The sequence below is a fragment of the Hoeflea prorocentri genome (assembly GCF_027944115.1).
GTDB classification, from domain to species: Bacteria; Pseudomonadota; Alphaproteobacteria; order Rhizobiales; family Rhizobiaceae; genus Hoeflea_A; species Hoeflea_A prorocentri.
Window position 1 is genome coordinate 142,474 of record NZ_JAPJZI010000002.1, and the last position, 24,370, is coordinate 166,843.

Genomic DNA, 24,370 nt, shown 5'->3' on the forward strand with positions numbered 1-24,370 from the left:
GACTGCTGTGGGGGGCAACGGACATGCGCGCAGCAGTCTCCGCGATGTTCCTGATGAACGGATTTGTGGTCGGAAGCTGGGCGCCGCTGGTTCCCGAGCTTGCAGCCCGGCATGCGCTGAGCGAGTCGAGGGTCGGCTTTTTGATCCTCGCGCTCGGTCTCGGGTCGATCCTGATCATGCCGCTGTCCGGCGCGCTCATTGCCCGCATCGGAGCGCGGCCCGTTCTTAGAGTGACCAGCATTGCCTGCTGCTTCGTGCTGCTCCCGCTGGTTTTTGCCCCGGCGGTTCCGGTGCTCGTTGCCGTGCTTTTTGTCTTCGGCGGCGTGATCGGCTCCATGGATATCGGCATGAACGCCAATGCCGTCGTTGTGGAACGGCGGCTTAAACGGGCGATCATGTCCTCCTGTCACGGCTTCTGGAGCCTTGGCGGCCTCATCGGCGCAGCGTCCGGTGGGTTTCTTATCAATTGGTTCGGCGCAAACATGCATGCGGCCATCGTTGCCGCCGTCGCATTTCTTATCGTTCTTTGCGCTATCACCCGGCTTGCACCCGATCTTCCAGTTTCACCGGATGTGAAACCCAGGTTTCGCCTCACCCTTGCGCCCATGCCTTATGTGGTGGGTCTGGTGGCGCTGTTTTCCATGGTGCCGGAGGGTGCGATTCTCGATTGGGGGGCGCTTTACCTGAGGCAGGACCTCGGCGCTGACGTCAGCTATTCCGGTCTTGCCTTCGGCGCCGTGGCCGCGACGATGGCCACCGTGCGGTTCGTGGGCGATGCGGTGCGGCGCAAATTCGGCGCGGTGCGGACTGTCCGGTACTCGGCGCTGATTGCGGCCGCCGGCCTTTTTGTAGCGGCTATCGCCGGGTCACCGGCAGCGGCCATCGCCGGGTTCGCACTGTCGGGCATCGGCATCGCCAATCTGGTACCCGTCGCGCTTTCGGCGGCCGGCAATCTGCCTGGCCTACCGGCCGGGGTCGGCATCAGCATTGCAACGAGCATGGGCTATTCAGGCATCCTGATGGCGCCGGCGCTGATCGGGTTTATCGCCGAGCACAACAGCTTTTCTGTCGCCTTCATGAGCCTTGCGGCGCTTTTCGCCGTGGTGCTCGCCCTCTCATCGGTGGCGCGGCACGCGGATATCGGCGAGCCTGCCACCGCCGGCCATTAAGTGCGTTTGGTCTCACTGTGCCGGCAGGACCGGTTTTTCCAGCAACTCACCCCAATTGGTCCGGTTTTCCATCTGCTGGCGTGTCTTGGCGTTGACAAAACCCTTCACATTGGGGGGCACCCATCCGCCTGCCAGTCCCTTGTAGACTGCGATCAGATTCGTCAGCACGTCGGCACGCGCGGCCAGAAGGCGGGCTTCTGCATCAAGCAGCGACCTTTGAGCGTCAAGGACGCGGTCATAACTTGCCGTGCCGTCCTGGTATTGGACCAGCACCTCGCCCTCGGCGCGTTTGGATGCAGCGACGCTGCGTGACAGATAGACGGTCTGCTGCTTCGAGCGCACAAAGGCGACAAGCGCCGTCTCGACTTCGGCATAGGCGTTGAGAACTGTGTTTTTGTATTGCTCCAGTGCTTCCTGGAGTTCGGCGTCCTGCACGCGGACATTGTTCTGGATACGGCCATAATTGAGCACGTTCCAGGAGAAGGACGGATTGATGAAGCCTTCAAAGCTGCGCGTGTTGAAGAGACCTTTGAAATCGCTGGCCTTCAGGCCGATGGCGCCGGATATGGTGAAGGCGGGATAAAGGTCTGCCTTGGCGACGCCGATCTGCCCGGATTGTGCGGCGGCAAGATATTCGGCAGCGCGGATGTCCGGACGCCGGCGCAACATATCGGCCGGCACGCCGACGGCCACTGTCGCCGGAACGCGTGGCAGCCGTGAATATTTCTTCAAGCGGGGTGCGACATTGCCGGGCGGCTCGCTCAGCAACACGCTCAAGGCGTTCGTGGCCTGGGCGAGATCCGCCTGGTAACCCGGCAGGGTAGCAAGGGTGCTGTTATAGGCCGCCGTTGCCTCATCGACGTCAAGGCGGGTTGTCGTGCCGCCTTCCAGCTTGACCTTGGCAATGTCGAGGCTCTTTTTCTGAAGGGCAAGGTTGCGCCGGGTCAGGGCAATCAGACCCTGAAGCTCGCGGATCGTGACATAGGTCGCGGCGATGTCGCCGGTCAGCGTGACAAGCGCGTCGTCATAGCTGGCGATCTGATATAGCAGATTGGCGCGCGCCGACTGCACGTCGCGGCGGATCTTGCCCCAGAGATCGATTTCCCAGCCGGCATCAAACCCGGTGCTGTAGCGGGTGAACTCGGGATCGAGCGGAATGAATTGCTGGATGTCGCGCACCAGCGGCTCGTTGTCACTCAGCCGGACGCTTTGAACACCGCCCTTGGCCTGCTGCTGCTGGGGAAAAAGTTCGCCCTTTGCGACACCCAGCTGGGCACGCGCCTGATAAACGCGCGCACCGGCAGCCTCCAGAACGACATTCTGGCGGTAGGCTTCTTCTATCAGCGCGGTGAGGGTCGGATCCTTAAACAGCGTCCACCAGTTGTTGACCGCCTCGCTTCGCGTGGTGAAGCCGGTCTTGGCATCGATTTCAAGTCCTGCTCCCTTGCTCCAGCTTCCAAGATAGGGCGCTTCGGGGCGCTCGAAATCCGGGCCCACCATGCAGCCGGCAAGCAGCATTCCGGTCAGCGCCAGCACTACATGTTTTCGGCCGCGCTTTGCGTATCGGCTGAATGTCTCCATCGTGACCGCCATGGTTAGAAACTCAACGGGAACAGGAAGTTGGCCCAGGAGTAGAGCCGGATATTGATGCGCCGCAGCGGTTCAAAGCCCTTGCCGAGCCCGGTATAGATCGCAACCGCTCCGTGGGCGCCGGCCGGAAACCGCTTCAGGGACGGATCGGTCACCTTAATCTGGACCGCGATGCGGCCTTGCAGTTTGGGGAAGCGGAATGTCGGTACATTGCCGCTCGGCTTGATCTGGCCCTGACCGGTTCCCCACCAGACCGATTCCACTTCGCCCTTGAAGATCTGCCCCGGGAAAATGTCGAGCGCCACCTCAACTTCCTGGCCGGGTTCAACGAATTTGAGATGCTCCTGATAGAAGGTTGCCAGCAGATAAGGATCGGCATCGGCGACAAGCACGGCGAGCGCTGCGATGCGCCGGTTGCCGACAACGAGGCCGGGCCGGGCCTGTTGGGTGACGATCATGCCGTCCTCTGGCGCGCGGATTGTCGTCTGATCGAGATAGTATTGCGACTTCGACAGATCGGCCTCGGCTGCAACGACCTGGGCGTTGACGCCGTCGATCTTGGCATCGCGGGCCAGTTCTGCCTTGGTCACGTTGGCCTTGGCTTCGGCGACCTGTGCATCGGCAGCCGCAAGTTGCTGTGTCCACTTGTCCAGCGTTTCCTGACGTGCGCCGCCTTTCGGCACGAGATCGGAATATCTCTTTACCTCTTCCTGGGCATAGGTCTGGTTGGCCACCGCCTCGTCGAGCGCATCATTGGCCTGATCGACATTGATCTCCAGGATCTTGGCGTTCTGCTGCGCCTCGACAAGTTTAGCCCGGTTGGTTTCCAGATTGGCCTCGTAGACCGTCTTGTCGAACTGATACATCACGTCGCCGGCCTTGACCTGCTGGTTTGCGGTCACGAGCACCTCTTCAAGCAGGGTGGGTTGCGGCAGGCGCGGGACCAGCTGAATGGTCGGCCGGATCACATGGCTGTCCATGGAATAGGGCTGGAAGAAGCGCAGGGCGATCAGGAAGATCAGCAGCAGGTGGACACCGACCCAGAAGCCGACAATACCCCAGACGATATTGAACTTTAAGAGCCTGAACCGGAAGAACACCAGCCAGACAAAGACGATGTACGCAACAACAATGCCAACGGCTACAAACATTCATCCATCCCGTCAGGCTGTCTTGTCCGGTTCATTGTCTTTTGCCGGGTTTTGCGCAGGCATGGTTTGCTCGTCAGCGTCTGCCGGCGCCTGGGCTTCCGTCACGCGGTGCGCCCCCGCCCCCGTTTCCGGTCCGGCCGGCAGCGGAATGCCGTAGACGGATGCCGGTTGCGCTTCCAGGTCAACGTCGCTGTCGGGCATCGTCCTGATGTCGACGAGGGTCGCCTCATGCATTGCCCAGATAATCGCGTGCACCCAGGGAAACACGGTGAAGAGGCCGATCCAGCCAATGATCTTCACCGCGCCGGCATGCGGGTGGTTGCGCCGTTCCGCGATCTTGCCCGGCAGGCTGCCGATCTGGATCAGAATGTAGAAGAAAGCGATGATGAGAATCAGAATAAACAGGAATGTCAGGTAGTCATAGCCGGTCAGCTGCCAGTCAATCAGATGCATTGAGCCGCCTCCACCGTTTTGCTGTCCCCATTGCCCGCGGTATCCGTCAAGCTTCGGCGCAGTGTCGCCCGACGACGCAAATATTGCAACACTGCAGGCAATTCTTCATGTCTCATTCAGTGGCAACAGCCTGATGTGTTCATAAAGAAAATCCATCGTGCGGCGGATGCGGCGGCTGGTTCGCAATTCGCTGTGGGATGCCAGCCAGATCGGCAGGGGCGGGATGGTGACATCCGGCAGGATGCGCTGCAGGCCGGGGCTGCCGGCAGCAAGGATATGGGCTATGAAGCCAATCCCGGCACCTGCCTTGACCAATTCGAAATAGGCGACCTGATCGTCCGTTCGCACCGCGAAGGAACCGCGCTGGGCGTGAATTCCCAAATCGGCCATTCCTTCCAGGATCAGATTGGAACGGTCCATGCCGATCAAACGGTGCTGGAAAAGTTCCTCGACGGTTTTCGGTGCTTTGAAGCGGGCGAGGTAACGTTCGTCCGCATAGGTGCCCATGCCGACATCGTTGGTCTTTCTGGCGATGAGATCGTTCTGGGTCGGCCGTATCATGCGTACGGCAATATCGGCGTCCCGGCTTAGAAGGTTTTCAACAGTGTCGCTGGGAACCAGCTCGATCTCGATGTCGGGTTCTTCCCTGCCAAGGGCAGACAGGATCGGCGGCAGAACGTAGGTGGAAACCACCTTGCTGGCTGTTATCCGCACCGTTCCCCGGACCGTCTGAGAGCGTCCTGCGGCCTTGAGCGAAAGCCTGTCGGCTTCCGCCGACATGGCGCGTGCATCGTCAACAATCGATAAGCCTGCTTCCGTCAGCGCCATGCCCTGCCGGCCGCGTTTAAACAGTGTCAGGCCGAGAGACGCCTCAAGCGCGTCGATATGCCGGCCAAGGGTTGGTTGGCTGAGCCCCAGATCATCCGCAGCCCGGCCCAATGCGCCATGATCGGCGACGGCCAGAAAGCTGCGAATGAGGTTCCAATCCATTTTTACGATACAAATTTGAATGGTGAGTATCAGTTTTTCGACGTTAAAAATACGAAAATAGATGGATATTGTCTACCCATACCCCCACAATCCAATGGAGATTAAGCCATGCAGACGATTGCCGTTATCGGTGCCAATGGCCGGCTCGGAAACCAGATTGCCCTGGCATTTCATTCGGCGGGCTATCGCGTTATCGCCATCACGCGCTCCGGCATTGCCGCTCATCTTCCGGCGCAGATCGAGCGCCGCACGGCCGATGCCACCGACCGTCAGGCTCTGATCCGCGCCACCGAAGGCGCGCAGTTCATATTCAACGGGCTCAACCCGCTCTACACACAGTGGGCAAAACTGGTGCTTCCGCTTGGGGCCAATGTGATGGCGGCGGCGCGGGCGCACGGTGCCGTCCATCTGTTCCCAGGCAATGTTTATAATCACGGCGAAACGATCCCTCCGGTCCTGAAGGATGACAGCCCGCAGGAAGCGCGAACCCGGAAGGGGGCCATACGCATAGAGCTCGAGCGGCGGTTTCGCGAGGAAAGCTCCCGTAGCGGGACCCAGACCATTTTGCTGCGGGCCGGCGACTTCTTCGGCGGCCGGGTGGCAGGCACATGGTTTGATCTTGTTATCGCGAAGAAAATCGCGAACGGCATTTTCACATATCCGGGGCCAATGGATATACCTCATGCATGGGCTTACCTTCCCGACCTGGCGAAGGCCTTTGTCAGATTGGCGGATGAGGCGGGCAACCTGCAGCCCTTCGAGACATTCCAATTTCCCGGTCACACGATGACCGGAACGGAGCTTAAAAACCATTGCGAAGCGGCTATCGGGCAGACGTTGAAACAACGGGGCATGCCCTGGCCACTGCTGAGGCTTGGCGGGCTTGTCGTGCCGATGCTCAGGGAGGTGAGCGAGATGGCCTATCTTTGGCGTGTTGCTCACAGCCTGGACGGATCAAAACTGGAAGCGCTGATCGGGCCTGTGCCGAAGGCCGACCCACAGGCGGCCGTCGCAACGGCCCTTTCTGATTTTGGCATCGACACGTCCGCCGCTAAGTCCGCCTTGCCGGCGGCTGTTTAGAGGCAGCACTCACCAACACGGCCAAACGCCGCGTTGCAAAGTGGCGCAACTTGCGTCTCCCCGGTGTCATCATATTGACATCGGGGGCTGATTGTACCACCTCACGAGCCATGGGGTCCGGCATTTGCCGGATGGCGAGCAGAGGTTTGAATGTCCAGCTACTATTCGCAGGTGTTTGACCGGCGTCCTTCCGTTGGCGTCGATGTCGGCGGCGTCAAGATCGGCGGAAGCGCGCCCATTGTGGTCCAGTCGATGACCAACACCGACACGGCCGATATCGATGCAACGGTCGCCCAGGTTGCGGCCCTTCACCAGGCTGGATCCGAGATCGTTCGCATTACCGTCGACCGCGATGAAAGCGCCGCCGCCGTTCCCAAGATCCGCGAACGCCTGGAACGGCTTGGGCTGGACGTGCCGCTTGTCGGCGATTTTCACTATATCGGCCACAAGCTGCTCGCCGATCACCCGGCCTGCGCCGAAGCGCTGGCAAAGTATCGCATCAATCCGGGCAATGTCGGCTTCAAGGACAAGAAGGACAAGCAGTTCGCACAGATCATCGAAATGGCGATCCGCAACGACAAGCCGGTGCGCATCGGTGTGAACTGGGGTTCGCTCGATCAAGTGCTTCTGACACGTCTGATGGACGAGAACCACGACAAGGGCGGACCGTTGAGCGCGCAGGAGGTGATGCAGGAAGCCATAGTCCAGTCAGCGCTTCTTTCGGCTGACCTTGCCGAGGAGATCGGCCTGCCGAGGGAACGCATCATCCTGTCGGCCAAGGTCAGCCAGGTGCAGGATCTGATTGCCGTTTACACGGAGCTTGCGCGCCGCTCGGATCATGCGCTGCATCTGGGACTTACGGAAGCCGGGATGGGCAGCAAGGGTATTGTCGCCTCGTCGGCTGCCCTGAGCATCGTCCTGCAGCAGGGCATTGGCGATACGATCCGCATCTCGCTGACGCCGGAGCCGGGCGGCGACCGTACCCGCGAGGTGCAGGTTGCCCAGGAACTTCTGCAGGTTATGGGATTTCGCCAGTTCGTTCCCGTGGTTGCCGCCTGCCCCGGGTGCGGGCGCACCACGTCTACCGTCTTTCAGGAACTTGCACAGAAAATCGAAGATGACCTGCGGCGCAATATGCCGGTATGGCGGGATAAATATCCAGGTGTCGAAACACTGAACGTCGCCGTGATGGGATGCATCGTCAACGGGCCGGGCGAATCCAAACATGCTGATATCGGCATTTCACTGCCCGGAACCGGTGAGAGCCCGGCGGCGCCGGTCTTTGTTGACGGCAAGAAGGTGAAGACCTTGCGTGGGCCGAACATTGCCTCCGACTTCGAGGCCATGGTGGATGCCTATATCGCCAACAGGTTCGGAAACACCGGTCAGGAAGACCCGAACGCTGCCTGAAACCGGATCTAAGAGGATTGCTGCCGGTTGTTTTCCGCGCCGCGGAGCCAGATATCAATCTTCTGCGACAGCTTTTCCGGTGAGATCGGTTTGGGCATATAGTCGTCCATACCGGCATTCAGGCAACGGGCGCGGTCGTCCTTGAGTGCGTGCGCTGTTACTCCGACAATTGGAGTGTGCTGGCCGAGTTTTGCCTCATGATCGCGGATGTGAGCTGTCGCCTGATAGCCGTTCATCCTGGGCATGGAGACGTCCATGAGGATGAGGCGTGGCTTGAGCTTGCGCCAGAGTTGCACGGCCTCTTCGCCGTCGCCTGCAATACGATAGGAATATCCGCTATCGCCCAGCATGTGGTTAAACACCATCTGATTGACGTCGTTGTCCTCTGCGACCAGGATATCGACAGAACCTGATGCGGCCTTGTCCTTTCCCGGAAGCGGGTGCACGGCAGGGGCCGAGCTATCTCGGACCGCCTTGCCGGCTTCTTGCATCGCCGGGCTTTCATTCGCTGCCTTTTCCCCGCGCACCGGCAATTGCGCCAATACGGAGGTAATCGTCTCCAGCAGCAGGGACGCCCGCACCGGCTTCGTCAAATGGGCATTGACATTATTGCGGTCGCAAAGCTCGGCCGTTCCCTCCTGGTCGACAGCGGTCGTCAGGAGCACCGGTATGCCGGCGGTGGCGTTCTGCGACGACAGTTCGGTCCGCAGGGCTGGTACGGACAGTTCCGGTGTCGATGTGTCAATCATGATGAGATTGGTGGGCAGCCCGATTTCAGTTGCCCGGCGAGCCAGCGCAACAGCGAGATCAATGGACTCCACCGCAGCGCAATCGAACGACCAGCTTTGAAGCTGTTCGCGGGCGACCCGTCGTCCGATCTCGTTTTCGTCGATGACGATAATGCGGGCTCCGGCGAAACTCTCCCCAAGAGCCGGTGCGGCCTGTTTGAGTTCTTCGCTGATCGGCAGCCGCAGCTTGATCTGGAAAACCGATCCTTTTCCGACCGTGCTTTCGACGGCGATCTGACCGCCCATCAGTTCGACCAGGCCGGCGGCAATGGCAAGTCCCAGCCCGGTGCCCTCGTATTTGCGGGTTGATGAGGTGTCGACCTGGCTGAATTTGTCGAAGATTATGCTCAGCTTGTCTGCCGGAATGCCCGGGCCGGTATCCTCTATGGTCATTCGGATATTCGCTTCCGTGCCCCAGACAGCGCCGTCGACATTGATCATAACCCGGCCGTGCTCGGTGAATTTCACCGCGTTGCCGACAATGTTGGTCAAAACCTGACGAAGACGGCCCACATCGCCAACAAACGCATCCGGCAGGTTCGGATCGTAACGCAGGATCATTTCCAGATCCTTCTTGGCAACACTGCCGGCCAGAAGAGTGGCAATGTCCTCGACGGTTTCGCGCAGATTGAAGGGCACTGCAGCGAGTTGCATCTGGCGGGCGTCGATTTTTGAGAAATCGAGAATATCGTTGATGATCGTCAGAAGTGCGTGCCCCGATTTTACGATGATATCGATAAATGTGTGCTGCTTGGTGTCGAGTTCCGTGCGCGAGAGCAGCTCCGCCATACCGAGCACACCGTTCATCGGCGTCCTGATCTCATGGCTCATATTTGCAAGGAATTGCGATTTGGCCCTTTCTGCCGCCCTGGCTCTTTTGCTATCGCGCCGGGCCTGGGCAACAGCTTCGTCGAGGTTGCGGATCGAGCGCCAAAGCAGAACGTCGATGGGTATGAACACGAACAAACCAAGTGCGAGCAGGACCCCCAATATGGTCAGCAGAAACATCTCCATCCGCTTGCCTTGGACAATGGTTGCGCCCTTAAGAGACAAGAGGATGCTCTGGGTGATTTTTGCATCGGTACGGCTTAGAAAGCTGGCATATACGGAATACAGAACCTTGGCTTCCCAGCGCAGATCGTCAACAGTTTTTGCCTGCTCCACCGATTGCGTGTCGACCATACGGTCATAATGCTCGAACGGGTCATCAGCCCGCATGTAACGGTCCGCTGCATAAACACTTTGTCTCAGCGATTGAGGCGTTTGTGGTGAAAACCACAACTGGCGAAATTGCGATAACTCGTCGCCGACTGCCTGCTGGCGAAAGATCAAGCCCTTCCTGACCGATTCAACGCTGGAATCGTCAGGCAGAGTTTCCATTCGCGCGGCACGGTCCGCCAAAGAAATGAGAGCTATGTCAAGCTTGTGCAGTGACTGGACCATCTGTCCCAGATGGCTGATCGTTTCATTCTGTTCGCGTTGCTGGCCATAGAAAACAACGCTTATTGTGGCGATGAGCAAAAGGGTCGCCGCATAGCTGGTGCGCAAAAAGATCGATATCTTTTTACGGCTGCGGCGGTTTTCGCTCCACTCTTGCATGCCCACACCAGTCAACAAGCTCAATAATCAACATTTTTCGGGTAATCGCACATCCGGGATACCCATGGCGACAGAACCCGACAACATCCCGTTACGCGCGCAAACGGCTTGCGCAATATATCGTCATGATTGCAGGCATCTTTTCAGGCAAGAGTTAACGGGTACTTAAGGCGATGCCTTGATTGCGCGCTGCCTGCCCTGCCGTGTTCAGCGGTCCCGTTCGGCGATAAAACGCGCCGCGAGCTTGAGATATTGTGCCGACTGGCCAAACGGCTCCAGTAATTGTGTGGCCTCCTGCACAAGGCCCGACAATTGCTTTTGCGCCCATTGCTCTCCGTGAAGACCGACGAGTGTGGCCTTTCCATGCGCCGCATCCTTGCCGGTCGCCTTGCCAACCGCATCAGCATTGCCGGTTACATCCAGCAGATCGTCGGCGAGCTGGAAGGCCAATCCGATGGCTTCGCCAAAGCGCCTTAGTCTTTCCCTGTCGCTTGCTGCCGCGCCCGCAAGTATCGCGCCGGCCTCGCAGGAATAACGTATAAGAGCCCCTGTTTTCATGGCCTGAAGCCTGATGATGCCGGCTTCATCGGGCGGTGTCGTTTCAGCGGCAAGATCCAGCGCCTGACCGCCTGCCATTCCACCGATGCCCGAGGCCTTCGTCAACTCGTAAATGAGCTCGATGCGGCGTTCGCCGTCGGCCTGTGTTTGCGGCGAGGCAATAATCTCGAACGCCAGTGTCAGCAAGGTATCGCCGGCCAGGATGGCCGTTGCTTCATCGAACGCCACATGCACCGTTGGCTGACCGCGGCGCATGTCGTCATCATCCATGGCCGGCAGGTCGTCATGGATAAGCGAATAGCAGTGCAGGCACTCAATGGCAGCGCCGACCCGGGCCGCCGCGGACCGGTCGGCTCCGAGAAGCGCCGCCGTTTCCATCACCAGGAACGGCCGCATCCGTTTCCCACCATTCAGCACGCCGTAGCGCATGGCTGCCAGCAGATTGGCCGGGCGGGCAATCTCCTCCTCGCCTACATCTGCTGTGAGGATCGTATCGAGCACGGATTCGATTTCGGCGGCGCGTTCCGCCAGCCGATCGACAAGGGACATGGATTCACTGGTCATGAGGCCGTCTTCGCATGAAGCACCATTTGCAGCAATGCTTTCTTTGCCAATGCAAGTTCAAAACTCGATTGGACATGAAGCGGTTCAAATCCTCCTTGGCTTGCACTAAGGAAGTGAAACAAAGACGCTGACACGGGGTAGCCTTGGCCAAGAAGAGAAAAAAGAGCAAGCAGCGCTCGAGCGGCTATTCCCTCAGGCGTATCGTCATGCGCGCGATCCTGGTGATCGTTCTGCTGCCTCTGGTCCTGACCGTTGCCTACAAGCCGTCCTTTGTGCACCCGGTTTCGACCCTGATGATCCGCGATCTGGTCTTTGCGCACGGTTATGCGCGGAGCTGGGTGCCGTTTGACGAGATCGCTCCGGCCCTGGTGCAGTCGGTTCTGATGTCGGAGGACGGCCGGTTCTGCGCGCATCATGGTGTCGACTGGGATGCGGTGAACACGGTCATTGACGGCGCTCTGGATGGAGAGCGTCCGCGCGGCGCGAGCACAATCGCCATGCAAACCGTCAAGAACCTCTTTTTGTGGTCCAGCCGGTCCTATCTGCGCAAGGGGCTTGAAGTTCCGCTGGCGCTCTTTGCCGATGCTGTCTGGTCGAAGCGGCGATTGATGGAAATTTATCTCAACATCGCCGAGTGGGGTCCCGGCATCTACGGTATTGAGGCAGCTTCCTATTATTATTACGGCATTTCCGCCTCGCGCCTGTCGCGCAGGCAGGCGGCCTATCTGGCGGTGGCGCTGCCAAACCCCAATGTGAGAAGCCCGGTCAAGCCTTCCCGGGGATTGACCAGGCTGGCGAGACTGGCAGAGCGTCGCGCCCACCAATCCGGCGCATACATCAAATGCCTTTATGAATAGGTCAGGGCAATTTGATAGTGCCCGTCACACTGTCGCGCTAGAAGGGCAATAGAGCGGCTCGTGCATGGAGACCTGACAGATGAGCGAAATCGTCCTTTACATCGGCAACAAGAACTATTCGTCCTGGTCCTTGCGGCCATGGATTGCGATGCGGATACTGGACATCGAGTTTCGCGAGGAGCTTGTTCCATTCGACATGGCAGCCGGAAATCCCGCTTTTGCCGATTTTTCGCCAACCAACAAGGTACCGGTTCTCGAGCACGGAACGGTGCGTGTTTGGGAGTCGCTGGCAATCATGGAATATCTGAATGACCTGTTTTACACCAAGCGGATCTGGCCGCATGAGCATGACAGGCGCGCCCATGCAAGGGCGATCAGCTGCGAGATGCTCAGCGGGTTTTCAGCCCTGCGGTCCGCGTGCCCCATGAACATGCGGCGTGAGCCGGCGGAGCTTGCCGTGTCCCAGGCCGCACGTGATGACGTCAAGCGCATCGTCGCGATCTGGAAAGAGTGTCTTGAACAGAGCGGAGGTCCGTTTCTTTTCGGTCATTTTTCGGCGGCCGATGCGATGTTCGCGCCGGTGGTCAACCGGTTTGATATCTATCGTCTGACAGCGGATCCGACTGCCCTTTCCTATATGGAGCACATGAAGTCGCTTCCGGCATGGCAGGAATGGGAGAGCGCGGGAAGAGCCGAAAGCTGGGTCATTGAAGAGGACGAGGTTTGAAAAGCCGAACGGTGCCTTGCCGCCATTGACCCCAAATGCCAAAAAAAAGCCCGCAGGTGCTGGCCAAACGGCCATTTGCAATGTATAAGCCCGCGCAATTTCCGAAATTGACACGTGTCGTTTCGGCCCGGACCAGGCCGATGAACACGTATTGTCCGCGAGTGGAGTAGAAAATGGCCGTACCTAAAAGTAAAGTGACCCGCTCGAAGCGCGGCATGCGCCGCGCCACCGATGCGCTCAAGACACCGACTTATGTGGAAGACAAGGATTCGGGCGAACTGCGCCGTCCTCACCATATCGATCTGAAGACCGGTATGTACCGGGGCCGTCAGGTTCTGACCAACAAAGACAACGCCTAAGTTTCAGGGCAAGCCCTGATCGAGACAAAAGGCCGGCAAATGCCGGCCTTTTTTTGTCCGGCCGTTGCCATGATTTTGCCGGTAACCCTGTTTTACGTTTCTCCAGCCATGCCGGCACGCAGCTTTGTAAACTGTGATAGAGCTTGGTCCTGTCTTTTCGAACCGGGGCGATCCGACACGATGATTGCGGCTATTCCACTGATGATCTTTCCGTTGATCGCCTACAACGCGCTGGTCTTCGGGCCGTTCGAGGGTGCGGGGCTGGATATTCTGTCTATGGATATGGTCAGCATTTCCATGATCTCAGGCGCGCAGTGGTCAATGCAGCTCGGCGACCTGGTTATCGTCGGTGCGCTTGTTCTTCTGTTCCTGGAGATCCTCAAGGCGACACGCAGCGGAAGCTGGTCCGTCATTGACCATCTTTTGTCCGCCGTCGTTTTCGTGGCGTTCCTGATTGAGTTTCTGACCGTCGGCGAAGCGGCCACGGACATCTTCTTTATCCTGACGGTGATTGCGTTCGTCGACCTGATCGCCGGCTTTTCCGTATCGATCAAATCCGCCGGGCGGGACGTTTCCATCGGACTATAGAACGTCCGCGCCAGACAGTTTTGTCAATTGCGGATCAAGGCCGATTCGGCGAGTTTGACCCAGTAGGAAATTCCGTACGGAATAACCTCGTCGTTGAAATCGAATTCGGGATGGTGCAGCGCTGCTGTATCCCCATTGCCGATGAAGATGAAGGATCCGGGCCGCGCTTCCAGCATATAGGAGAAGTCCTCGCCGCCCATCGTCGGCGATGCATTCTGGTTGACCTTGCCCTCGCCCGCGATTTCCTCTGCGACCGTAACCGAGAAATCCGTCTGATCGGCATGGTTGAAAGTCACGGGATAGCCGCGCTTGTATTGAACCGTTGCCTCGGCGTTATGTGCGTCGGCTACGCTGCGGACAATCTGCTCGATGCGCCTTTCAGCCATGGCGCGCACTTCGGGGTCGAGTGTGCGGACTGTTCCCGCAATCTCGGCTTCTTCCGGTATGACGTTATAGGCATTGCCGGCGTTGAATTTTGTTACCGATACGACAATCGATTCCAGCGGGTTCGCATTGCGCGAGGCAATGAGCTGAAGTCCGGAGACGATCTGTGCCGTAATGGTGATGGGATCGACGGTCTGATAAGGCATGGCGGCGTGTCCGCCGCGGCCTTTGACCGTCACGGTGAACTCGTCGGTTGCGGCCATGATGGCGCCGCTGCGTGTGGCGAACTCGCCGACCGCGAGGCCGGGCATATTATGCATGCCGAACACCTCTTCGATGGCAAAACGTTCCATCATGCCGTCCTTGACCATCTCGTTGCCGCCGCCGCCGCCTTCTTCGGCAGGCTGAAAAATGACCGCGACCGACCCGTCAAAATTGCGGGTTTCCGTCAGATATTTGGCTGCGCCGAGGAGCATGGCAGTATGACCGTCATGGCCGCAGGCATGCATCTTGCCATCGACGGTTGATGCCCATGGCTTGTCCGTTGCCTCGGTGATTGGCAATGCATCCATGTCGGCGCGAAGGCCGACGACGCGGCCTTCGCCGCCATTGCGCCCCTTGATCAATGCGACGACGCCTGTTCGCCCGATGCCGGTGACGACCTCATCGCAGCCGAATTCTTCCAGCTTTTCTTTCACAAAGGCTGCGGTTTCGTGAACGTCGAAAAGAAGTTCAGGACGTGTATGAAGGTGCCTGCGCCATTCCGTCACTTCGGATTGGAGTTCGGCGGCGCGGTTAAGTATCGGCATGAAATATACCCTTGTTGCTGAATTTATACCTAACGGATGTATGGCATATAGAGCAGGTTTGCGTTACATACAATTCGTGCCCCGATCATCTGTTGGAGTCCGGTCCCGCCCATGCATCGAGTATCGAGTGTGCCCGTCATATGTCTCATCGCACTGGTGATTGCCGCTGTCTTGACAGCAGGCGCGAAAGCCGCAGGACCGACGATCGTGGTCGACGTGAAAAGCGGCAAGGTGCTTGAACACAAAGATGCTTTCCAGCGCTGGTACCCGGCTTCACTGACCAAGCTGATGACCGCCTACGTGGTTTTCCGCCAGGTGCAGGCCGGTGCGGTGTCCATGGACGGCAAGGTGACGATCAGCAACGCGGCGGCGAAGGCGCCGCCGAGCAAGATGTACTTCAAACCCGGCTCGCAGTTGACGCTCGACAACGCGATCAAGATTATCATGGTCAAGTCGGCTAATGATGTTTCAGTGGCGATCGGGGAGACAATAGCCGGTAGCCGTGATGCCTTCGTGGCGATGATGAATGCCGAAGCAAGGCGCATCGGCATGACCGATACACGGTTTGTCAATGCAAGCGGTTTGCCGGGTAAAGGCCAGCGCACGACGGCCCGCGACATGGCTGTCCTTGGCGTGGCGCTTCTGCGCGAATTCCCCCAATACAGCCACTATTTCGCCCTGGAAGCGATCAGCACCGGGAAAAAAACCTATACAAACTACAATATTCTGATCGGGCGTTTTGCCGGTGCGAACGGCATGAAAACGGGCTTTATCTGTTCTTCCGGCTTCAATCAGGTCTCATCGGCGACCCGTAAAGGCCGGACCGTGGTCTCGGTTGTTCTCGGCGCCAAGGATCAGGAAGAACGGGCTGTGGAATCGGCACGCCTGTTGCAAAAGGGACTGACGACGCCCGGTCTTGCCAAGCCAACGCTCAAGGGGCTTCGTCCCTATGGCCAGAACCGGCTGCAGATTGTTGATCTCAGGCCGGTTGTGTGTTCGCAAGAGGCGCGAAAGGCACGCTATGGGGGCCGTGACGTCGAGGGGCGAATGACGCTCAGCTCGGCCTATATTTCGCCGCTCGGCCGCAAGGCTCGCGCCGTGCCTGTCGGGCTGACCGGCCGTGTGCCGGCAGCTTTGACAGCGGGGCGGATTCCCGTGCCGAAAGCAAGACCGGTCCGCATTGGCGGAAGTGACAGTCCGGTGACCGCATCGCAGGCCAAACCCGCAAGCAATGTTCCGGTGCCGCAGACCCGCCCCAGTCTCTGATCGGGCTGCGTGTATGAACCGGCCCGACCCAATTCCTGTTTCCGTATTGACCGGCTTTCTCGGGTCGGGAAAGACGACGCTGCTTAACCGGCTTTTGAAGGATCCGGACCTGCGCGATACGGCAGTGATCATCAACGAGTTCGGCGATGTGGGCATAGATCATCTTCTGGTGGAACAATCGAGCGATGGCGTCATAGAGTTGTCGGACGGATGCCTGTGCTGCACGGTCCGCGGCGAACTCGTCGACACGCTGGCCGATCTTGTCGACCGCCTTCACACCGGACGCATCAAGGCGCTTGGCCGGGTGATTGTCGAGACAACGGGACTGGCGGACCCGGCGCCGGTGCTTCACGCCATCATGGGCCATCCGGTTCTGGTGCAGAACTACCGTCTCGACGGCGTTATCACGGCGGTTGATGCGGTCAATGGCGATGCCACGCTCAACGCCCATGAAGAGGCTGTCAAACAGGTCGCCGTAGCGGACCGGATCGTTCTGACCAAGACCGATCTCATCGATCCGGCTTCGCCGGAGTTTGCACGGTTCACGTCGCGGCTCATGCATCTCAATCCGGGTGCGCCGCAGCTTTCGTCAAACGATGACGAGGCGAAAGCGGTCGCGCTGTTTGATTGCGGTCTTTACGACCCGGCGACAAAGACGGCTGATGTCAGCCGCTGGTTGCGGGACGAGGCCTATCGGCACGATCACGATCACGTCCATGACGTCAACCGGCACGATGCACGCATCCGTGCGTTCACGCTGACCGAAGACAAGCCGATCGAGCCGGATGCGCTGGAGATGTTCGTTGATCTTTTGCGTTCCAGCCAAAGTGACAAGCTGCTGCGCATGAAGGGGATTGTAGGTCTTGCCGACGATCCGGACAGGCCGGTCGTGCTGCATGGCGTGCAGTCCATTTTCCATCCGCCGGTGCGGCTTGCCGGCTGGCCGGACGATGACCGGCGAACCCGGCTTGTGGTGATCACCCGCGATCTCGAAGAAGCTTTTGTCGCGAGGCTTTTTGCAGCCTTTACCGGAACGCCCCAGATCGACACGCCCGACCTGCAGGCCATGGAAAGCAATCCGCTTTCGATACCAGGTTTCAAACCCTGATTTAAGGTCAGCCTGTCTTCTCGATCAGGAAGCGGTGACCGCCATCGACGGTCTGCGTCTCAAGGAGGCGATGTCCGAATTCAGAGCAGAAATGCGGGATATCCACGACCGCAAGCGGATCGGTGGTTTCGACCCATATGCGGGTGCCACCAGCCAGCGGCGCCATGCGTTTTTTTGTTTTCAGGACAGGCAATGGACATTTCAAACCGCGCAGGTCGTAATGTTCAGTGCCTGTCTCGTCATCTACCAAACGCGCCACCAGGATTTCTTCTTCTTGGACGGTTGTGGTGCAGCGGCGGTCGCCGGCGACGGAGTTGGGACTGCCGGAACGGCCGCGACACTGCCCACATCGGTTGCCGGAGGCAGAGGGGCGATTGCGGCATTGCTGCCGGCCACCGGTGTCGATTGCTGAATCGTTGCGGTCTGTTCGTTGCTGGTTCGTCCGGGCGACAGCAATGTGGCAATTGCAGGGGTTTTGGTGCGGTCGTTCAGCTCTTTGATCGCCGCAGCGAACTCCTGGTCATATTTCTTCGTATGGGCCGCATAGGCCAGGGCAAGCGATTGCGGCGGAGCTGAAACCGGGCAGGCGCGCTGCGGGTGGAATTCATCACCCTCTTCGGCGACCTGGTTGAAGACATACTGCCCGTCACACACATCGACCTTAGGAGGCCGCTTGGTCAATTCGAAATGATCATAGCCGACCTTGATCATCTCCCAGTATTCATAATGCCGGTGGTTGCGATGTCGAGCCATGTTCTCGGCGGTCATGCGGAACGGATAGGCCTGCACCTGGAAAGCCTGCTGACCGCCGCGATGGGCCTCGCGGGCGAAGGCGTAGATCTCGATCATCAGCTCGTCGGTCATCGAGTAACAGCCGGCGGACGAGCAGGCGCCATGGACCATCAAATGCGAACCGGTGCGCCCGTGTGCTCTGTCATAGGCGTTGGGAAAGCCCATGTTGAACGACAGGTAGTAGCTGGAATTGGGATTCATCTGGTGGGGCTTGACGTGATAGTAGCCTTCCGGCGCCTGGCGGTCGCCTTCCTTGAACTTCGGTCCGAGTTCACCCGACCACTTGCAGATCTCATATTCCTTGACCATCGCGTAGCGGCCGTTACCCTTGGCCTTCCAGACCTCGAGCATGCCTTCTTCCTTGAAGATACGCATCATGATGGGCGCGCGGACCCGCTGGTCATGCGCCTTCATCTTGTTGACGAGTTTCTTGGGAAGCTCGTATTCGGCCTTGTTGTCGACGGATTCCAGGACATCCTGGCATCCCGCAATGGCAAGGCTCATACCCGCAACGGCGATTGCCGATTTCCAGCCAGTCAGACGCACTGTGCCCCTTTCCCATCCGTTTGACGCCAAGACCTCTCGTGGCCCCATGCGCCGTCCGAATTTCATTACCGGTCTACGGCCCGCCGCTTCCGATTGTCGGCAGCGGACTCAATCATCCTATGTCGCCCAAAGTATGACCGATATGTTTCCGGAATCTTTACCACAATCGATAAACGAGTGACTTCACAAATATGTAATTGGTTGCCGTCGCCGTTTGCGTGCCGTTTCGGGCTAAAGATTGCGGCCCATGTCGAGGAACTTCTGACGCCGGTTACGGCGCAGCATGTCGCCGTCGAGCGAACTGAGATCGTCAAGACCGCCGGCGATTGCATCTCCGGTTGCGGCGATGACCGCGGCGGGGTCGCGATGGGCCCCGCCGACCGGTTCTTCGATAATGTCGTCTATAACGCCGAGCTGCTTCAGATCCTGGGCGGTGATCTTCATATTGGCGGCGGCGTCCTTGGCGCGCGCCGCATCGCGCCACAGGATCGAGGCTGCACCTTCGGGCGAAATGACGCTGTAGATCGCATGTTCGAGCATATAGATCCGATTGCCGGTCGCGATGGCGATGGCTCCGCCGGAACCACCTTCGCCTATGACGACGGAGATAATCGGAACCTTGACGTTGAGGCACATTTCCGTTGAACGGGCGATGGCTTCCGCCTGGCCGCGTTCCTCGGCCCCAACGCCCGGATAGGCGCCTGATGTGTCGATCAGCGTAATCACCGGCAGGCCGAACCGGTTCGCCATCTCCAGGACACGGACAGCCTTGCGATAACCTTCGGGCCGGGCACTGCCGAAATTATGCCGGATACGGGATTTTGTATCATTGCCCTTTTCCTGGCCAATGATCGCCACACCCTGTCCCCGGAAACGTCCGAGACCGGCCTGGATTGCTTCATCGTTCGAGAATTTGCGGTCGCCGGCAAGAGGCGTGAATTCTTCAAAAAGAGCTTCGGCATAGTCGCGGAAATGCGGACGGGCGGGGTGCCGTGCGACCTGTGTCTTCTGCCATGGGGTCAGCTTGGTATAGAGATCAGCCAGAACATCCTTGGCGCGCGCTTCGAGTTTTTCGATTTCGGCGGCGGTGTCGATGATTTCGTCGTCCCCGGCAAGCCTGCGTAGCTCGTGAATCTTGCCTTCGATGTCTGACAACGGTTTTTCGAAGTCGAGATAGTTGATCATCTATGTCCGATCTCAGCCTGTTTTCTGGCGCGTTGTGTTTTCTGGCTAAGAGCCATTGCGTCGCAAAGCAAGCAAAAACGAAAACCGCGCGCTCTATGTGCTGTTTTTATCCGCAATTGCAAGGGGATGATTCTCGCTGACCAGGCGGTGCAGCCGCTCCTCCAATATGTGCGTGTAGATCTGTGTGGTCGAAATATCCGAATGGCCGAGCAGTTCCTGGACCACGCGCAGATCGGCGCCGTTCTGCAAGAGGTGACTGGCGAAAGCATGCCGCAAAACGTGTGGCGACAGGGCCTTGGCGGGCAGGCCGCTGCGAATGCCGAGCGCCTTCAATTCGCGGGCAAAGACCTGTCGTGGCAGATGTCCACCGGCCGAGCGCGAGGGAAACAGAAATGGCGATCCAGCGCCCTCGTCGCGCGCTCGCAGCGCCTTGGCATAGCGCATCAACGCATCTCTGGATGCCGAGGACAGCGGAACAAGACGCTCCTTGCCGCCCTTTCCCCGGACGATCAGGAAGCGCTTGTCTTGCTGGGTTGCCACCGATGCTGGAAGCCCCACGAGTTCTGTCACCCGCAGACCGGTGGCATAGAGCAGTTCGATCAACGCAAGCCGACGCAGCCGGATCAGCCGCTCGGGATCATCAATGGCTGTTTCGTCGGCTTCGCTTCTGGCCTGTTCGATCAGAGCCGTGACATTTTCCATGCTCAAGCTCTTGGGTAACGGCTGTCTTTTTTTCGGCGAATCCAGAATTCCGGTCGGGTCGTCCGTTCGCAGGCCTTCGGTGTAGAGGAACCGGTAGAATTGCCTGAGTGCCGAGAGGCGCCGTGCCTGAGAACTGGCGGCGAAACCTCGGTCCGCGATGTCCGATAAGTAGCGCTGCAGGTCTTCGCTTCGTGCCGAGGCAAGACTTGAGCCGCCGCCGCTCATGAAAGCGTGCGCGTCTTCAAGGTCGTTTCTGTAGGAAGAAAGCGTGTTGCCTGCCGCGCCGCGCTCGGCGCTCATCATCTCCAGAAAGGCTTCGAGATGCGCCAGGCTCAGATCAGCCATGACGCCCCGCCATTGGGGTGTCAGTTCGGATTGACCTTCTCGGTCGGCACGCGAATTTCAATCTGACGCGGTTTGGGGTCAACATAAATGGTCAGCGCATACATGGCGCCATACACCAGGCCGGCAATAACTGCGCAAAAGACAAGAAACCGGATGAGTGACGGCATGCCTCGTTCCATGGATTCGAATAGGACTGCTCCTTTATGGTCGAGGCGATGATCCGTTGCAAGACCGGAATCAGGTGGCTGTGTCTTATCGCGGCGGCTGCGTTGCTTGACGCCGTGCGAACATTTGCCGATACCGGTGTAACAGAAGATGGAACCTGGCGAATGATGACCCGTGCATCCGAATCAGCGCACCCGCAGGCCGACGAGGCGCGCGCCTGTCTGGGCAGTCGGGCCGTGGCGTTTGTCGGGCTTATGGGCGCAGGCAAATCGGTGATCGGCCGCATGTCCGCGCAGGCCATGCGGATCCCATTTGTCGATTCCGATCACGAGATCGAGCAGGTCTCACGCATGTCAATCTCGGACCTTTTCGCCCAATATGGCGAGGCCGAGTTCAGGGCGCTTGAAGCACGGGTCATCAAAAGGTTGCTTCAGGAAGGGCCGATGGTGCTTTCGACCGGCGGCGGTGCGTTCATGCAGGCGCCGGTTCGTGACTATATCGGGCAGTCCGGCTTGTCGTTGTGGCTGAAGGCGGATCTGGATGTCCTGTGGGAGCGGGTGAAACGCCGCAGTCACAGGCCGCTTTTGCAGACGGACAACCCGGAGGCAACGCTTTCGGCGTTGCTTGACGAGCGTTACCCGGTCTACGCAATGGCCGATCTCGTTGTCCAGTCGCGTGACGCGCCGAAGGAAACGATCGTGGACGAGGTTCTCGACGCGATTATCAAAAACGGACCGCAAGAAGCCGGTGACAGAAAAGATGGTTGATCACATGAAATCGAACGCCGGGCCGGGTGAAGAGGCGAGGGTACGGGTAGATCTGGGCGCGCGCTCCTATGACATCCTGATCGGACCCGGGCGCATTGCCGAGGCCGGCGCTCAGATTGCACAGCGATTGCCGGACGCCCAAGTCGCCATCATCACGGATGAGACGGTTGCCGGGCTTCATCTCGACACTTTGGGCGAAAGCCTGTCAGCAGCCGGGATCAAGGCCGTGCCGATCATCCTGCCGGCCGGCGAACGGACCAAGAGCTTCGAACATCTGATGCAGGCCTGCGACGCGGTGCTTGACGCCCGGCTCGAGCGCGGCGACGCCGTGGTGGCGCTCGGAGGCGGGGTGATCGGCGATCTCACCGGCTTTGTCGCCGGGATCGTGCGCCGGGGCATGCATTATGTGCAGGTGCCGACGTCGCTGTTGGCGCAGGTCGATTCCTCCGTCGGAGGCAAGACCGGCATCAACACCGGCCACGGCAAGAACCTGGTTGGAGTCTTTCACCAGCCAGAGCTGGTGCTGGCCGATACCGATGTTCTCGACACGTTGAGCGAGCGGGAGTTTCGTGCCGGTTATGCGGAGGTTGCCAAATACGGCCTCATTGACAGGCCGGAGTTTTTCGCCTGGCTGGAGGACAATTGGCGAGAGGTCTTTTCCGGCGGTGCCGCCCGCGTTGAAGCCATCGCCACGAGCTGTCAGGCAAAGGCCGATGTGGTGGCGGCGGATGAGCGCGAAAGCGGTCACCGCGCATTGCTCAATCTCGGTCACACATTCGGCCATGCGCTTGAGGCGGCGACGGGTTATGACAGCCGGCGCCTGGTGCATGGCGAGGGCGTCGCCATCGGTGTGGTGCTCGCGCACGAGTTTTCGGCACGCATGAACCATGCGAGCCCGGATGACGCCAGGCGTGTTGCGGAGCATTTGCGCGCCGTTGGTTTGCCGACAAGCATTCACGATATTGACGGAGAGCTGCCGCCACCTGATATATTGATGGAGCACATCGCCCAGGACAAAAAGGTCAAAAGGGGCAAACTGACCTTCATCCTCACTCGGGGAATAGGCCAGTCCTTTATCGCCGATGATGTGCCGCAATCCGAAGTTCTCGGTTTCTTGAAGGAAAAATACACACAATGATTGCCGAATATTGGCTGGTCATCCTTATCATCATCGCCCTTATTGCCGTTTCGGGGTTCTTTTCCGGTTCGGAAACGGCGCTGACCGCCGCCTCGCGTGCCCGCATGCACCAGCTCGAGGCCAACGGGCAGCACAGCGCCGGTATCGTCGTGCGGCTGATCCAACGCCGCGACAGGCTGATCGGAGCGCTGCTGATCGGCAACAACCTTGTCAACATTCTTGCTTCCGCGCTGGCGACCAGCCTGTTTCTAAGCCTCTTCGGCGAAGCGGGTGTGGCCTATGCGACGCTGGCGATGACCATTCTTCTGGTGATCTTCGCAGAAGTCCTGCCGAAGAGCTGGGCGATTTCTTCAACCGACCGTTTTGCCATGACGGTCGCGCCGTTTGTGCGCGTGTTCGTAGCTGTTGCCGGCCCGCTCTCAAGCGTCGTCAATGCGATTGTTCGACGTCTGCTCGGTCTTCTTGGCGTGACCTTGTCGACCGAGACATCGATGCTATCCGCCCAGGAGGAACTGCGCGGGGCCGTGGCGCTGCTGCACCGGGAAGGCTCGGTGGTCAAGGCCGACCGAGACCGGCTTGGCGGCGTTCTCGATCTTGGCGAACTGGAAGTCTCCGACGTCATGGTACACCGCACGTCCATGCGCATGATCAATGCCGATGAGGAGCCGGAAACCGCCGTTCGGCAGGTGCTTGAAAGCCCCTATACCCGTATGCCGGTCTGGCGCGGAGAGACGGACAATATTATCGGTGTGATCCACGCCAAGGATGTGTTGCGCGCACTTGCCGGCACGGGCGGCGACCGCAAGACGGTCGATATCGTCAAGACGGCGCAAAAACCGTGGTTTGTGCCCGATACAACCAATGTGAAGGATCAGCTCAGTGCATTTTTGCGGCGCAAGGCCCATTTTGCCATCGTGGTCGATGAATATGGCGAGGTGGAAGGTCTGGTGACGCTTGAGGATATCCTTGAGGAGATCGTCGGCGATATAGCCGACGAGCACGATCTTGAAATGCAGGGTGTGCGGCAGGAGGCTGACGGTTCGGTTGTGGTGGATGGCAATGTGCCGATCCGCGATCTTAACCGGGCGCTGGACTGGAACCTACCGGACGAGGAGGCGACCACAGTTGCCGGTCTCGTCATCCATGAATCGCAGATCATTCCGGAAGAGCGCCAGGCGTTTACCTATCACGGCATGCGGTTCATCGTGATGAAACGCGTCAAAAACCGGATCACGAAACTGCGTATCCGGCCGGTGGCCTCGGAGAGCGGAAGCTAGCTC

Annotated in this window: 24 protein-coding genes; 12 read left to right on the forward strand and 12 right to left on the reverse strand. The window is 59.1% G+C overall.

What is annotated here, in order from left to right:
• Positions 1–23 precede the first annotated feature (23 nt).
• Entirely contained in the window at positions 24–1,169 is a 1,146-nt protein-coding gene (locus OQ273_RS22240) for an MFS transporter (RefSeq protein ID WP_267993303.1), read from the forward strand.
• 12 nt (positions 1,170–1,181) lie between these two features.
• Here the strand turns inward: OQ273_RS22240 and OQ273_RS22245 are convergent, their stop codons facing one another.
• From OQ273_RS22245 to OQ273_RS22260, 4 genes are all read right to left on the reverse strand, one after another.
• A complete protein-coding gene (locus OQ273_RS22245; RefSeq protein WP_267993304.1) occupies positions 1,182–2,762 on the reverse strand; it encodes an efflux transporter outer membrane subunit in 1,581 nt (526 codons plus the stop codon).
• A gap of 2 nt (positions 2,763–2,764) precedes the next feature.
• The gene (locus tag OQ273_RS22250; RefSeq protein WP_267993305.1) at positions 2,765–3,910 is read right to left on the reverse strand and encodes an HlyD family secretion protein; all 1,146 of its coding nucleotides are present in this window, start codon (positions 3,908–3,910) and stop codon (positions 2,765–2,767) included.
• A 12-nt stretch (positions 3,911–3,922) separates the two neighbouring features.
• Positions 3,923–4,363 (reverse strand): DUF3302 domain-containing protein, encoded by a 441-nt coding sequence (locus OQ273_RS22255; RefSeq protein ID WP_267993306.1) that lies wholly within the window; start codon positions 4,361–4,363, stop codon positions 3,923–3,925.
• A gap of 105 nt (positions 4,364–4,468) precedes the next feature.
• Positions 4,469–5,353: a LysR family transcriptional regulator gene (locus OQ273_RS22260; protein ID WP_267993307.1), complete on the reverse strand. Its 885-nt coding sequence runs from the start codon at positions 5,351–5,353 to the stop codon at positions 4,469–4,471.
• Positions 5,354–5,461: 108 nt separating this feature from the next.
• Here OQ273_RS22260 and OQ273_RS22265 point away from each other — a divergent pair, with 108 nt between their 5' ends.
• Positions 5,462–6,433 (forward strand): NmrA family NAD(P)-binding protein, encoded by a 972-nt coding sequence (locus tag OQ273_RS22265; protein ID WP_267993308.1) that lies wholly within the window; start codon positions 5,462–5,464, stop codon positions 6,431–6,433.
• A 150-nt stretch (positions 6,434–6,583) separates the two neighbouring features.
• Positions 6,584–7,843 carry a flavodoxin-dependent (E)-4-hydroxy-3-methylbut-2-enyl-diphosphate synthase gene (gene ispG, locus OQ273_RS22270; RefSeq protein WP_267993309.1) on the forward strand — a complete coding sequence of 420 codons (1,260 nt, stop codon included), beginning with the start codon at positions 6,584–6,586 and terminating at the stop codon, positions 7,841–7,843.
• Positions 7,844–7,851: 8 nt separating this feature from the next.
• Here the strand turns inward: ispG and OQ273_RS22275 are convergent, their stop codons facing one another.
• Together OQ273_RS22275 and OQ273_RS22280 are read right to left on the reverse strand one after the other, a co-directional pair.
• Positions 7,852–10,230, reverse strand: coding sequence for a hybrid sensor histidine kinase/response regulator (locus OQ273_RS22275; RefSeq protein WP_267993310.1), 2,379 nt, complete (start codon positions 10,228–10,230; stop codon positions 7,852–7,854).
• Between the two features lie 207 nt (positions 10,231–10,437).
• Positions 10,438–11,352 (reverse strand): polyprenyl synthetase family protein, encoded by a 915-nt coding sequence (locus tag OQ273_RS22280; protein WP_267993311.1) that lies wholly within the window; start codon positions 11,350–11,352, stop codon positions 10,438–10,440.
• A 143-nt stretch (positions 11,353–11,495) separates the two neighbouring features.
• Between OQ273_RS22280 and mtgA the strand changes: the two genes are divergently transcribed.
• The 4 genes from mtgA to OQ273_RS22300 all read left to right on the forward strand — a co-directional run bounded on the left by mtgA (position 11,496) and on the right by OQ273_RS22300 (position 13,883).
• A complete protein-coding gene (gene mtgA / locus OQ273_RS22285) occupies positions 11,496–12,209 on the forward strand; it encodes a monofunctional biosynthetic peptidoglycan transglycosylase (RefSeq protein ID WP_267993312.1) in 714 nt (237 codons plus the stop codon).
• Between the two features lie 79 nt (positions 12,210–12,288).
• Entirely contained in the window at positions 12,289–12,936 is a 648-nt protein-coding gene (locus OQ273_RS22290) for a glutathione S-transferase family protein (protein ID WP_267993313.1), read from the forward strand.
• A gap of 173 nt (positions 12,937–13,109) precedes the next feature.
• On the forward strand, positions 13,110–13,295 hold the full coding sequence (gene rpmF, locus OQ273_RS22295) for a 50S ribosomal protein L32 (protein WP_267993314.1): 186 nt from the start codon (positions 13,110–13,112) through the stop codon (positions 13,293–13,295).
• 180 nt (positions 13,296–13,475) lie between these two features.
• The gene (locus OQ273_RS22300) at positions 13,476–13,883 is read left to right on the forward strand and encodes a hypothetical protein (protein ID WP_267993315.1); all 408 of its coding nucleotides are present in this window, start codon (positions 13,476–13,478) and stop codon (positions 13,881–13,883) included.
• 23 nt (positions 13,884–13,906) lie between these two features.
• On the opposite strand, the gene OQ273_RS22305 is transcribed toward OQ273_RS22300, so the two are convergent.
• Positions 13,907–15,076, reverse strand: coding sequence for a M20 aminoacylase family protein (locus OQ273_RS22305; RefSeq protein WP_267993316.1), 1,170 nt, complete (start codon positions 15,074–15,076; stop codon positions 13,907–13,909).
• A gap of 111 nt (positions 15,077–15,187) precedes the next feature.
• On the opposite strand from OQ273_RS22305, the gene OQ273_RS22310 reads away from it, so the two are divergent.
• Together OQ273_RS22310 and OQ273_RS22315 are read left to right on the forward strand one after the other, a co-directional pair.
• On the forward strand, positions 15,188–16,342 hold the full coding sequence (locus OQ273_RS22310) for a D-alanyl-D-alanine carboxypeptidase family protein (protein ID WP_267993317.1): 1,155 nt from the start codon (positions 15,188–15,190) through the stop codon (positions 16,340–16,342).
• 13 nt (positions 16,343–16,355) lie between these two features.
• Positions 16,356–17,450, forward strand: coding sequence for a CobW family GTP-binding protein (locus OQ273_RS22315; RefSeq protein WP_267993318.1), 1,095 nt, complete (start codon positions 16,356–16,358; stop codon positions 17,448–17,450).
• A gap of 7 nt (positions 17,451–17,457) precedes the next feature.
• Here the strand turns inward: OQ273_RS22315 and OQ273_RS22320 are convergent, their stop codons facing one another.
• The 5 genes from OQ273_RS22320 to OQ273_RS22340 form a co-directional block, all read right to left on the reverse strand.
• The gene (locus tag OQ273_RS22320; protein WP_267993319.1) at positions 17,458–17,709 is read right to left on the reverse strand and encodes a sulfurtransferase TusA family protein; all 252 of its coding nucleotides are present in this window, start codon (positions 17,707–17,709) and stop codon (positions 17,458–17,460) included.
• A complete protein-coding gene (locus OQ273_RS22325) occupies positions 17,694–18,818 on the reverse strand; it encodes a L,D-transpeptidase family protein (protein ID WP_333781707.1) in 1,125 nt (374 codons plus the stop codon). The genes OQ273_RS22320 and OQ273_RS22325 overlap by 16 nt, the downstream gene beginning before the upstream one ends.
• Positions 18,819–19,019: 201 nt before the next feature.
• Positions 19,020–19,973: an acetyl-CoA carboxylase carboxyltransferase subunit alpha gene (locus OQ273_RS22330; protein WP_267993320.1), complete on the reverse strand. Its 954-nt coding sequence runs from the start codon at positions 19,971–19,973 to the stop codon at positions 19,020–19,022.
• Positions 19,974–20,066: 93 nt separating this feature from the next.
• Complete coding sequence (locus OQ273_RS22335; RefSeq protein WP_267993321.1) at positions 20,067–21,020, reverse strand: site-specific tyrosine recombinase XerD; 954 nt, start codon at positions 21,018–21,020, stop codon at positions 20,067–20,069.
• Between the two features lie 20 nt (positions 21,021–21,040).
• Positions 21,041–21,187 carry a histidine kinase gene (locus OQ273_RS22340; protein WP_267993322.1) on the reverse strand — a complete coding sequence of 49 codons (147 nt, stop codon included), beginning with the start codon at positions 21,185–21,187 and terminating at the stop codon, positions 21,041–21,043.
• 162 nt (positions 21,188–21,349) lie between these two features.
• Between OQ273_RS22340 and OQ273_RS22345 the strand changes: the two genes are divergently transcribed.
• From OQ273_RS22345 to OQ273_RS22355, 3 genes are read left to right on the forward strand one after another with little or no spacing between them, the layout of a single operon-like run.
• Positions 21,350–21,952, forward strand: a complete 603-nt coding sequence (locus OQ273_RS22345; RefSeq protein ID WP_267993323.1) for a shikimate kinase — start codon at positions 21,350–21,352, stop codon at positions 21,950–21,952.
• A gap of 4 nt (positions 21,953–21,956) precedes the next feature.
• On the forward strand, positions 21,957–23,090 hold the full coding sequence (gene aroB / locus OQ273_RS22350; RefSeq protein ID WP_267993324.1) for a 3-dehydroquinate synthase: 1,134 nt from the start codon (positions 21,957–21,959) through the stop codon (positions 23,088–23,090).
• Positions 23,087–24,367, forward strand: a complete 1,281-nt coding sequence (locus OQ273_RS22355) for an HlyC/CorC family transporter (RefSeq protein WP_267993325.1) — start codon at positions 23,087–23,089, stop codon at positions 24,365–24,367. The genes aroB and OQ273_RS22355 overlap by 4 nt, the downstream gene beginning before the upstream one ends.
• The last annotated feature ends 3 nt before the right edge of the window (positions 24,368–24,370 follow it).